This is a genomic window from Arcticibacterium sp. SM2516 (assembly GCF_057914865.1).
The window spans coordinates 2,417,750-2,430,236 of the sequence record NZ_CP195290.1 but is presented as its reverse complement, the minus strand read 5'-3'; the positions used below and the strand labels follow the sequence as shown (position 1 = coordinate 2,430,236).

Here is a 12,487-nt window from a genome sequence, read left to right as displayed (position 1 = left end):
ATTAAAAATATGAAAGCTCATTTATTGAAAATAAGTTTAGTAGCCGTCATAATGATGCTAAACACAAGTTGTCAAGAAGATGTATTTCTAAAAGAAATACCACTTGATTTTTACAGTCCAGAGAATTCCTACATTAGCGAAGCTAACTTTCAGGCGGCTTTGGTAGATCTTTATGCTAGAGTTAGAGAAGAGCATGCTTGCGACCGTAATGGCACAGATTATATTGCTTATGCAGGAACAGATATCGGATATAATGCCCGTCTTGATAATAGTCGTTTGGGTAATTATAATAGTGTTCTTACTCCGCAAGGAAGCGTGTCAAAATCTCACTGGGTAAATTGGTATAAAATCATATCCAATGCCAATACCATTATTTCAAGGTTGCCTGATTCGCAGGTGCCTGAGTCAAAACAGGTGCTAATTGCCAGTGAAGCTAAACTTTTTAGAGCTTGGGCTTATCGTTATTTGGTTCACATTTATGGTGGTGTACCGTTGGTTTTAGATGAAGCCACTTCTCCGAAAAGTGATTTTGTACGATCATCTAAAGAGGATGTTCTTAATCAAATTATAAGTGATGCCACTGAGGCAGTCCATAATTTACCCAATGTAGATGGCGTGACGGATGGAAGGTTAAACAAAGCGGTTGCAAATCACCTCTTGGCTGAAACGTATATAGCTTTAAAGCAATACGATAAGGCCGTTGCAGCTGCAGCTGAGGTGATTGGGAACTCTAATTTATCATTAATGAAAAGTCGTTTTGGCAGTCTTAAAGATCAGCCGGGAGATGTTTATTACGATTTGTTTCGCGTAGGAAATCAAAATCGTTCATCAGGGAATACCGAATCAATTTGGGTGGCTCAGTATGAAGTTGATGTTCCTGGAGGTTCGCTAACATCTTCAGGTGGTGGTGCCAATAATCTAGAGCGAGTAGTAGCTCCTGCCTCATGGACTTTGAAAGATCCAAATGGCGATGCGGCTTCTTTAAACAGTGCACCTAGGTCTACCTTAAATGAGGGAGGTAGAGGGGCTTCGTTTATAAGAACTACGGATTATTATTTATATGACATATGGGGTTTGGACGCAGATGCAGATAATCGGGTAGTGAATAGTACGGATATCAGGACTTCGGAACATAATATTGTTCGTGACTTTATTTATGCGAATCCGGATTCTAAGTTTTTTGGAAAAAGTATGATAGATTTCCCTACCGCTCAATGGGTGGCACAAAGTTGGAGATGGTACCCTATTCCTTCAAAGGTTACTACCCCCGGTCAGCACCCATCAGGTCTAATAGACGATCCCGTTGCCTTAACTTTAAAATCAACCGCTGGAGCTACCTATAGAGATGACTATCTTATTAGACTTCCTGAAACGTATCTTCTTAGGGCAGAGGCCTATTTCTTGAAAGGGCAATTGGCAGAGGCTGCGGCAGACATTAATGTTATTCGTGCCCGTTCCAAAGCAGAATTGATTACAGCCACTGATGTTAGCTTGGAATTCATTTTAGATGAAAGAGCAAGAGAGTTGATTTTCGAAGAAAATCGTCGTTTGACGCTAGTTAGGATGGGGAAATTGGTAGAAAGAGTAAGGAAATATAATCCTTTGAATGGAGATGATATTAACGACCATAACAACTTATTTCCTATTCCTTTTTCAGAAATTGAAGCCAATAAAGATGCAAAATTAGAGCAAAATCCAGGTTATTAAATCTGTTGTTCTATTTCTAAAGTTTTGACAATAAATTGAATAAAATGGCTAAATGCATTTCGGCACTTCTTTTTATCGGATTAATGTCTTTGCAATCTGTTTGTAATGGACAATCTGAAATAGAAATTGCACTCTATCCGTCGGGGGTGCCGAATGCAATAGTTTCAAACTTCTCTGAGAAAATGACTTTCAATTCAGCAGGCCAGCTGATTGCACTATCCTCGGTTTTAAATCCAAGGCTTTTTCTCTACCGTCCGAATAGTCCCAACGGGGCAAGCGTTATAATTTGCCCTGGTGGGGGCTATCGGAATTTGAATATAGAGAATGTTAGGTTTATTGCTCAGCGGTTGAATGAAATGGGAATCACTGCTTTTATTTTAACTTATCGACTGCCAGCAGATGGCCTAATGGTGGAGCCATCAATTGGTTCGCTTCAAGATGTTCAGCAAGCATTGCGAATAGTACGGAGTAGAGCAGAGGAATGGAATATTGAAAAAAATAAAGTTGGCCTTTGGGGTTCATCGGCTGGTGGACATCTAGCGGCCATGGCTGCTACGCATTGGAATAGAGCTTATGAAAATGATAAAGACACTATTGGACTAAGACCTGATTTTTTAGTTTTGGCTTGGCCTGTAGTCAGTTTTCGTGAAGCGTATGTTCATAAGGGTTCTCGAAGAAATCTTCTCGGTGAAAACCTGAACGAAAAGCAACTTGCCGATTATTCGCCTGATGAGCATGTGAATGCGAATACGCCGCCTACTTTTTTAGTTCATGCGGGAGATGACCCTGCAGTTCCTGTATCTAACAGTATCCTTTTTTATCAGGCTTTGAAAAAAAGCAAAGTGCCGGCCGAATTACACATTTATGAAGAAAGTGTGCACGGTTTCGGAGTTGCCCCTGAAATTCAAAACTCCTGGATGTCTGAATTAGAGCTTTGGTTTGCAAAGAGAGGATTAAACTAAAGACGAATAATGGGCTCTTTGAGAGCTTTTAAACAAGATCTAAATGTCTTATAAAACTTATAAATCGTGAAAATACTAAAATACATTTCAGTCGCTGGCTTGATGCTGGCTATTTACTCCTGTACGGCTACTTCTAATGGAGATTGGAAAAACGTTGGTCAATTAAAGACCAGGGATGCCAAGGAAATAAAATCTAGCACTTGGTCTATTGGTGGAGAAACAATGGATCGAGACTATACCGATTATCAATCTTATAAAGAATATCTAGGTCCGCTCGGAGCTAAACGTATACGCCTCCAAGGTGGGTGGGCTAGAACAGAAAAAGTAAAAGGGGAATATGACTTTGAATGGTTGGATAAAGTTATCCCAGATGCCGCTGAAAGAGGAGTATCACCATGGGTAGAGCTTTCTTATGGAAATCCGATTTATAAAGGTGGTGGTGAAGCAAAACTGGCAGGTCTTATTCCTATGGGTGAAGAGGCTCTAACGGCTTGGGATAATTGGACAAGAGCCATGGTGAATCGTTATAAAGCTCATGTTCCTGAATGGGAAATCTGGAATGAGCCAGATCTAAACAAGGCTCATACAGGAAGGATAATGGGCGAGTTTTACTTAAGAACAGCGAAGATCGTAAAAGAGGAACAACCTGACGCTCGCTTAATAGCATTGGGAATGGCAAGTGTTACTAAGTTAGATTTTGTGAAAGACTTTATGGACTATCTAAAAGAAAATGACGGTCTACAATATATTGATATATTCACATATCATGGATATGCTCCAAACCCAAGTACATCTTATCCTAAAATTGAGATACTGAGAGAATTAGTATGGTCTTACAAAGCTGATATTGAATTTATGCAAGGTGAGAATGGAGCACCTTCTACCCCTAAAGAGGTGACTATAGGAGCATTACGTCAGTATGATTGGACAGAATTATCACAAGCTAAATGGGATTTACGTCGAATGATGGGCGACCATGGACGTGGTATTGCAACAAACTTGTTTACCATTAGTGATATGCATTATGCTGCTGGCGATCATATGGTAGGCGTAAATACCAAAGGGATTTTAAAGACCAACCCAGATAAAACAATTGAAAGACCCAAAATGGCATATAAGGCAGCTCAGCATGCATTTTCTCTATTTGATAGTCAAGTTGAATTGATGAAAAATGAAGAGCCCGCTACTGATCAAGCTACCGTTAATGCCTTTCAATATCGTCATAAAGAAAATGAAGGCACCATAGTGAGTTTATGGAGTGCAGAGGAAAGACCTGCAGAAGAGTACGAGCCTAAACAGACTACGATTACGATTAAAAATGGTTCTTTTAAGAAACCAGTCTTAGTGGATCTGATATCTGGAGAAGTACTTGAAATACCATCAGAAAACTGGAAAAAAGATGTCGAGCAATACGTTTTTACGGGTATTCCTATTCCAGATTATCCGGTTTTAATAGCTGAGAAAGGTACGTTGTTACTAGAAAATTAAAATGAGAATACTTCCAAGGAAAATACAATGGTTTATGCTTTTGGTCTTGATTGGCCAGAATGTGTCCGCTCAAAAAACGGACACCAATATTCCATTTGATTTTGCGGAATGGGAGGAGCCTAACTTTAAGAAGCAGGTTTTTGATATTCGTTCTTATATAGAAAATACAGCTGACAAAGAAGGTTATGTAACTAAGGCTATTGCTCGAGCCATAGAGGATTGTCATCAAGCTGGCGGTGGGACGGTATTAGTTCCTGCAGGTGTATGGCTCACAGGTCCCATTCATCTAAAGAGTAATGTAAATCTTCACTTAGAAGAGGATGCAGAAGTACGGTTTAGTCAAAATTTTGAGGACTATCTTCCTGTGGTTTTAATTCAAAGAGGAGGCTTTTTCTGTTATAATTATTCGCCAATGGTTTATGCTAATGGCAGTGAAAATATTGCGATAACTGGAAAGGGAACACTTAATGGGCAGGGTCAGGTTTGGTGGCCTTGGAAAAACAAACAGCCAGGAATGACGGCACTGTTTAAAATGGGAAAGGCGAGAGTACCCATTGATGATCGTGTGTTTGGCACAGTAGAGGCTGGCGTTAGGCCACCTTTTATACAATTTTTAGAGTGTAAGAACATACTGCTGGAAGATTTTACAATGCGAGATGGCCCTTCATGGAATTTGCATCCTGTTTTTTGTGAAAATCTAATAATTAGGGGTATCAGTATCATTTCACATGGTCCTAATAATGATGGGATTGACCCTGATGGATGTAAAAACGTGCTCATTGAAAATTGTTTTATTGACGTAGGTGACGATGCCATTTGTGTTAAGTCTGGACGTGATGAAGAAGCTTGGGAGATAGGTAGACCGAGCGAAAACATTATAGTTAGAGCTTGCCACGTACTCGCAGGGCATGGTGGTTTTGTGATTGGAAGTGAAATGTCGGCTGGAGTTAAAAATGTGTTGGTAGAAGATTGTGATTTTTCGGGTACAGACAGAGGAATAAGGTTTAAATCTCGACAGGGAAGAGGAGGAATAGTCGAAAACATTTGGATTAGAAATATTAGAATGGATTCAATTAAACATGAAGCTATAGTTTTTAACCTACGCTATGATAGCGAACCCATTGAAAGAGAAATGTCCTATAATGAGAAGTCGCTTGATCTAAACCATGCACCAATATTCCGAAACTTTTACCTTGAAAATATTGAATGCAAAAATGCCAATACGGCCATAAAAATTCAAGGGCTTCCTAACGGTCAATATCTTACGGATATGAAATTTAAAAACATGAAAATAAATAGTTCCGAGGGGGTGATATGCTCTAATGCGAGTCAAATTATTTTTGAGAAAAATGATATTGACACGAAGCAAGGAATGAATTATCGCCTAGAAGATTGCCAAAACATAAATATTTCTGAAGAAGTGAAACATGGAGGGAAATTTATAACTGTAGGCGGCTCAACGCAAGGTATTCAAGTGAATTATAAAGGTGAAAAACCATTGGTAAACTTTACAAATGGTTTAACGAAAAGGGAAGTAAAAACCCAACTGTGGAAATAAGTATTGATTTAGAAAACGAAAGATTAATTGAAATATGCAGAATAGTGGATATCAAAGGATAAAGCAAGTGTCATTGGATTTTGTAGAAGCTATGAAGATCGGTGCTACTCCAGGGGTGTATAGTAAGGAGCCCAATGAGGGCGAGAGCTTCTATGGTTCTTATCATGCAGCACATGTACTCGATTTGTTTAGTGAATTGCCTAAGTATTCTGAAAAGGACTTAGATACGTGGGCTAAACAATTCACAAATCGTCAAACAAAGCAAGGTTATTTCTCTAAACAAGAATCAGACAATAATCGTATTAGGTCGATAGAAGAAATGGAACCGGCATGGCACTATACAAGGGGAAATATTTGGGCATTAAGAATATTAGGTCGTAAAGCGGAAAAAGAATTAAGCTTTTTAGAGCCGCTATTAAATGCTGAAAAATTATATGAATGGGTAAAGCATTATAATTGGGAAAACTCTTGGTCTGCAGGAAATCAGGTTTTAGCGGCAGCCACTGCACTTTTTGCACATCGAGATTGGTTCGGTGGTACCGAAGTGAATGCTCTCATGGAAAAAGGGATGTATAGAGCATTGGAGGAATTACAAGATCCGGAAACTGGTTTTTGGGGAACTCAGTTTGGTGCAGATTTACCGAATGGTCTTTTTGGAACTATACATGTGGTGCCGATATACTTTGCATTAGGCTGGCCATTAAAACATTTAGAACGCTGTGTTGATTCCACGCTAGCTTGCCAGTTACCCGATGGCTCTTTTTGGCAAGGGGGCTCTGATTGTCCAGACTTCGACGGAGCGTATCAGCTTGTTAATTTGATGGCTTTGACAGATTACCGAAGAGCAGATGTGGAAGTGGCTTGTCGTAAATACTTAGCTCATGCTTTACAGCATGAAAGTCAGGATGGAGTAGGCTGGTTATTACACAGAAAAGATAGTGAACTGGCTGACTGGGTTCCTCGTCCTCATTGGATTTGGAAAGAAGGAGATAAAATGGCATCTGCAGAACTCCGTGATGAAGATCCAAATCGTGAGAAAATTATGCTAGGTTCATGGTTTTATCCACTTTCAATTGCACTAGTAAGTGAATTTTTAGGAGATACAGGTTATGAAGGGAATTATCATTATAACGCTCATTCGCTTCACGTTTGCAACGTTTTCAACGGGTCATTAAATAACGCAATAAAGTAAATAAAAATTATGGAAAGCAACAGAAGGTTATTTCTAAAATCATTGGCTGTTCTTCCTTTGCCAGCATCTCTTCTGGGGATGGGCAAAAATGAAGAAGTTCAGATTTTTCAAAAGGATAAAATTGAACTAGGAAAGATTGGTAATGTTACGGTCAAAAGCCCTAAAGAAATTCAATCCTCTCCTTTTGGAATTGGATGTGAAACACTGGATCGTAAACTATGGGATCCGAAAGAAGTATATCCGTGGATGGACAACCTGCCTGTGAAGTGGGGAAGGTTGCAAACTGGGTGGAATAGGGTGGAAACTGTGAAAAATCAATATGATTGGGAATGGTTAGATGAAAGTGTAGATGGTCTGATAGAGCGTGGAATACAACCATTTTTTAATGTCGGTTATGGGAATACGCATTATACGGAAGGTGAAAGAGGTTCTCATCCAATGCTTACTCAAGAAGCCAAAGATGGCTGGGCACGTTTTGTAAAAGCACTGGCTAAACGGTATAAAGGAAAAGTTCAATACTTCGAAATTTGGAATGAACCAAATTTAAAAGGTTTTTGGAGGCCTGGTGAAATTGATGCTAATATGTATGTGGATTTAGTGAGGCTTACGGCTCCAATAATTCGGAAGAATTGTCCAAATGCTATTATAATTGGCGGGGTAACTTCTCGAATTCCCTTCACGTTTATTAAGTCTATGTTTGAAGCAGGTTTAGGAAAGGAGATAGATATCTTTTCTTTTCATCCTTACGGTACAATTCCAGAAAGTTATACGGACAGAATAAAAGCGTTAAAAGTGTTTATAACACAGTATAATCCTAAGCTCAAATTATGGCAAGGAGAAAATGGTTTTGCATCCGATCCTAACAGTACGGGTTTCGCTGGTGAAGGACCTTATACCGAAAATATACAAGCCAAGATTATGTTGAGAAGACTGATGACCGATTGTTCGTTGGGCATTGACATGACTCTTTGGTTTTTAATTGTCGATTTGCATGATTACCCAAAGGGTTCAGGGAATATAAACTTTAAAGGAATTTTAAGGGCGAAGCCGGAGATAAGCCCAAAGGTTGCTTTCAAAGCACTGCAAAACCTAGGTAGTCTGGTTCATGGAGATGTAAATGTTCATAATTCCATCATACATGTAATTGACGGAAAGGCAGCACTGGGAGAAAAGGAGTATGTCAAATATGGAAATGGCGTTGGGGAAACGCTTGAATCGGTGAGTTCTAGTACTTTAAATACCGCCAATGGTCTTGTTCTAGCGTTTTGGTCAACTGAGAAAGCAGCCGATACCTATACAGAGAGAAATGCTCATTTAATCTTATGGGATTGGGAAGCAAGCGGATTCGACAATCCAGTTCTTGTAGACCCTTTAAAAGGCGAAATATTTGATCTCAGCGATCATGAAAAGATTTATGATAATGATAAATCTAGACTTAGCCATGAAGCTCAATTGTTTAGAAATCTTCCTTTACGTGATTATCCTATGTTAATTATGGAAAGAAAAGAGGTGGTCTAAATGAAGAAAAATTAAACTTTTATTTAAAAAAATGAAACATACATTCCAAGTTATTTTAATACTGGCTAGTGCTTTAACGCCTATTGAGCACGTGTTTGGTTCGGGTCAAAAAGCCGACTTTGATACTAAAGTAATTGAAGTTGTTGGTTCAGATAATATTAAGAGAACTTGGGATGTATCTGAGTACGATGCCAAAGGAGATGGGAAAACTATGGATACTCAGGCTATACAAAAGGCTATAGATTTATGTCATAAAGCAGGTGGAGGACAAGTCTATTTTCCTCCTGGTATATACCTTTCAGGAACCATTATTATGAAAGATAATGTCGAATTATACTTCGAAAGAGGATCTACTTTATTGGCAAGTGGCCAGCACCAAGATTTTCCGAGGATGCCACAGCCTAGTTATCGATCGCAGAAAGACCCTGGAGGATGGTTCGCTTTGATATATGCCAATGAGGTGAGCAATATTGGTATCCGAGGGTTTGGAACGATACATGGGCAAGGAAGTGTGCAAAAACCAAGACCCGACTTGTTAGGTGGAGATAGAGATGGCCGTTCGCGTTCTATATTATTTATTTCGTGTAAAAAGCTTAGAATTGAAGGTGTTACCATAACCCAATCAGGTAGTTGGAACCAACACTATTTAAATTGCGAAGATGTAATTATTGATAAAATTGAAGTTTATAATCACTCTAATCGAAATAATGATGGGATTGATATTGACGGTTGTCGCAGGTTTATCCTTTCCAATTCGATTATTGATTCTGATGACGATGGTATTACTTTGAAAAGTACGGGTATAGCCCCATGCGAAGACATAGTTATTACAAACTGTGTGGTTTCCAGTTCGTGTAACGCTATAAAAGCTGGAACTGAATCCACGGGAGGTTTTAAGAATATTACCATTTCAAACTGTGTAGTGAAACCAAGCAGAAGTGAACTTAAGCCTATTTTTCACGATTTTCCTTCAGGAATTACTGGAATATCATTAGAAATAGTTGATGGAGGAACAATGGAAGGGATAACAATAAGTAATGTAACGATAGATGGGACAAAATGTCCACTATATATTCGTCTAGGAAACAGAGCAAGAAAGCATACAGAAGAATCACCAACTCCTGCAGTGGGAGTAATGAAGAATATCTCTATAAGCAATTTAGTGGCTTATAATTCAGGAAACTATTCAAGTTCCATTACAGCAATTCCAGGTTATTATATAGAAAATGTAACTTTAAGTAATGTCCAGCTTTTTAATGAAGGAGGTCTGGTGAAAGGCGAATTTATTGAAAACATCGAAGGGGTAAAAGAGGACGAAAATGGGTATCCACAACCAACAGTTTGGGGGAATCTGCCATCCTCTATGCTGTTTATCCGTCATGCAAAAAATGTGATGATACAAGGCTTATTAATGGGAAGTGATGCCAGCGACCCACGAGTTCCAATAATTGCAAATGATGTGGAAGGGCTGAGTATTAAAAACACCCGAGTTACAAAGAATAGTACATCAGCTACCTTTTTTCAAGGGAAAGGTGTTACCGATTTTGAGGTAGAGAAGCCACTAGGTTGGAAGAAAAAGGTCGTAAACATGGATTGATTAATTTTTAAAAAATGAAACATAAACTACTTATTATATTAATAATTTCGGGGATTTTATGTCCTATTCAGGCTGCATTTAGTACGAGCCTAAGTATGGATTCAAAAGTTTTAGAAATCGAACATTTTAAAGAAAATGACTCTTCTCATGATTCGGGCACTTGGGATGTATATGACCACGGTGCCAAAGGAGATGGGAAAACCATGGATACTCAGGCTATCCAAAAGGCAATAGATCTATGTCATAAAGCAGGAGGAGGTCGAGTTTACTTACATAACGGTATATTTCTTTCCGCTACCATTTATCTAAAAAGTCATGTGACGCTGTACGTGGAGGCTGGTGCTACATTGTTAGGAAGCGGAGATGCAGAGGATTATGCAAATACTGCATCTGATTACCCTACCTATGATGGCGATTATACAAGTAAAGCACTTATCTATGCCGAAAATGTAAACCACATTACCATCGAAGGTGGTGGTACTATTGACGGAAATGGGCATGTCATAGACAAGCGAAAATTGACCGATGCTTATCAGTATCCTTCCTTTCAGTATCGTCCTCGAATTATTCATATGCGAGGGGTTGAAAATTTACAAATTTTGAATATCACCCTCAAAAATTCGGCATCCTGGGTGCAAACTTATCAGCAATGTAAAAACATAGTGATAGATGGTATTACCGTGGACAGTAGAGAAAATAAGGATATAGAACAAGCGAATAGAGAGCATTCTGTAAAGCATCGTAATACGGATGGGCTTGATATTGTGGATTGCGAACTGGTTAGGATAGCGAACTGCTACATTAACGCTGGTGATGATGGGATTGTCTTAAAAAGTTTTTCACCTGATAAGGCTTGCAGAGATATAGTGATAACTAACTGTGTAATAAGTTCAGGAGCGAGCGGTATAAAAATAGGGACAGAAACAACGGGTCGCTTTGAGGATATTCTCATCCAGAATTGTGTGGTGTTCGATACTTTTGGAGAAGGAATTGCCATCATGACAGCCGATGGTGCCAGTGTTCAGCGGGTTAATATTTCAAATATCACTTTGAGGAATATCAAACGTCAGGCTATTTTTGTTCGGTTGAGTAGTAGGAATAAGAAATTTGGTACCCATACGGTCACCAACTCGCCAGTTTTAAAAGACATCACCATTCACAATATTAAAGGGACTAGGTTGTCACCATTAGGCTGTTCCATTACTGGATTAGTAGAAACTCCTTTGGAAAATATAGTGCTAAGCAACCTTGATCTTGAATTTGAAGGAGGGCTGACAGACGTAGATCCCAATCATCAGGTACCTGTCAAACCCAATGGCTCTCCAGTGGGTGGTATGTTCGGAAACTACTTGCCTAGTTATGGTTTTTTTGTTCGGAATGTGAAAAACCTTAGGCTAGACCAAGTTCAGCTGCGATTTGCTCAGGATGACGTTCGTCCTGCTGTGATTTGCGACAATGTTGAATTACTAAATATAAATGGATTGATGGCTCAATCTATTCAAAAAACATCCGCACTAATTAAACTTGTTAATGCAAAAGAAGTTTCAATTTCTCAGAGTATGTTGACTGGGAATGGGGCCGTTTTTCTGGAGGTAAAAGGGGAGCAGTCTAGAGACATAAATCTTGTCAATAATTATCTTAAAGGAGTAGAACAGAAGTACGTGATTGAGCAACCTTTATGGAAGGGGATTGTGCAAGAATTTGGAACCATCGAAAAGTAAAATTGAAAGTAACTTATTGAAATGAAATGAAAAGAATTATTAATATAAAAACAACGGTACTGATGATCGGATTGGCTATTACGCTATCCGCATGGAGTTTATCTCAGCCATCTATTTTTTTGATTGGAGATAGTATCTCCATCCATTACGGACCATATCTTGAGAAATACTTAGCCGGTTCGGTACAGTTTGACCGTAAAAAAGATGATGGTAGAGCAGAGAAAAACCTTGACGTTCCGGTAGGAGCTAACGGCGGAGATTCTCGAATGGTGTTGGCTTACTTAAAGAAGAAAACGCAAGAGTCTAATTTTCGCCCAGGTTTCTTAGTGCTAAACTGCGGGCTGCATGATATCAAACACGACCCACAAACGGGTGTGATTCAAGTAACCGAACAGGAGTATAGAAGTAATTTGCTAGACATCATTGAAGTATTAAAAAAGAAGGGTATTGGCTTAATTTGGATACGAACCACACCGGTGGTAGACGCCATCCATAATAATAAGTCTAAGTCCATTAGACGATATGCTTCGGATGTGGCCACTTATAATGCCATTGCCGATGAAATCTTTACAGCACACAATGTTCCAATGATAGATTTGTTTGCTTTTACGCAAAAACTAGGTAACGAGCAGTTTGTTGACCATGTGCATTATAACGAACAAACTAGGGCATTACAAGCCGCTTTTTTAGCAGGCTCAATTCAGAGTTATTTAAGAGATTCAATAATAAACGCAAACGATTGAT

At 39.0% G+C, this 12,487-nt stretch carries 9 protein-coding genes; all 9 read left to right on the top strand.

The genetic code is table 11. The features are described 5' to 3' along the window. The first annotated feature begins 9 nt into the window (after positions 1 to 9). The 9 genes from ACSBFT_RS10075 (at position 10) to ACSBFT_RS10035 (ending at position 12,486) form a co-directional block, all read left to right on the top strand. Complete coding sequence (locus tag ACSBFT_RS10075) at positions 10 to 1,707, top strand: RagB/SusD family nutrient uptake outer membrane protein (protein ID WP_489604511.1); 1,698 nt, start codon at positions 10 to 12, stop codon at positions 1,705 to 1,707. Positions 1,708 to 1,751: 44 nt separating this feature from the next. Next, positions 1,752 to 2,669, top strand: a complete 918-nt coding sequence (locus ACSBFT_RS10070) for an alpha/beta hydrolase (RefSeq protein ID WP_463047025.1) — start codon at positions 1,752 to 1,754, stop codon at positions 2,667 to 2,669. Between the two features lie 66 nt (positions 2,670 to 2,735). Beyond that, on the top strand, positions 2,736 to 4,157 hold the full coding sequence (locus ACSBFT_RS10065; protein ID WP_489604510.1) for a GH39 family glycosyl hydrolase: 1,422 nt from the start codon (positions 2,736 to 2,738) through the stop codon (positions 4,155 to 4,157). A 1-nt stretch (position 4,158) separates the two neighbouring features. Beyond that, the gene (locus ACSBFT_RS10060; RefSeq protein WP_489604509.1) at positions 4,159 to 5,715 is read left to right on the top strand and encodes a glycoside hydrolase family 28 protein; all 1,557 of its coding nucleotides are present in this window, start codon (positions 4,159 to 4,161) and stop codon (positions 5,713 to 5,715) included. Positions 5,716 to 5,749: 34 nt separating this feature from the next. After that, a complete protein-coding gene (locus ACSBFT_RS10055; protein WP_489604508.1) occupies positions 5,750 to 6,907 on the top strand; it encodes a hypothetical protein in 1,158 nt (385 codons plus the stop codon). A 9-nt stretch (positions 6,908 to 6,916) separates the two neighbouring features. Further along, on the top strand, positions 6,917 to 8,425 hold the full coding sequence (locus ACSBFT_RS10050) for a GH39 family glycosyl hydrolase (RefSeq protein ID WP_463047296.1): 1,509 nt from the start codon (positions 6,917 to 6,919) through the stop codon (positions 8,423 to 8,425). A gap of 31 nt (positions 8,426 to 8,456) precedes the next feature. Then, positions 8,457 to 10,022 carry a glycoside hydrolase family 28 protein gene (locus tag ACSBFT_RS10045; protein WP_489604507.1) on the top strand — a complete coding sequence of 522 codons (1,566 nt, stop codon included), beginning with the start codon at positions 8,457 to 8,459 and terminating at the stop codon, positions 10,020 to 10,022. Positions 10,023 to 10,036: 14 nt separating this feature from the next. After that, positions 10,037 to 11,743, top strand: coding sequence for a glycoside hydrolase family 28 protein (locus tag ACSBFT_RS10040; RefSeq protein ID WP_489604506.1), 1,707 nt, complete (start codon positions 10,037 to 10,039; stop codon positions 11,741 to 11,743). A gap of 26 nt (positions 11,744 to 11,769) precedes the next feature. Further along, a complete protein-coding gene (locus ACSBFT_RS10035; protein ID WP_489604505.1) occupies positions 11,770 to 12,486 on the top strand; it encodes an SGNH/GDSL hydrolase family protein in 717 nt (238 codons plus the stop codon). Position 12,487: the final 1 nt, after the last annotated feature.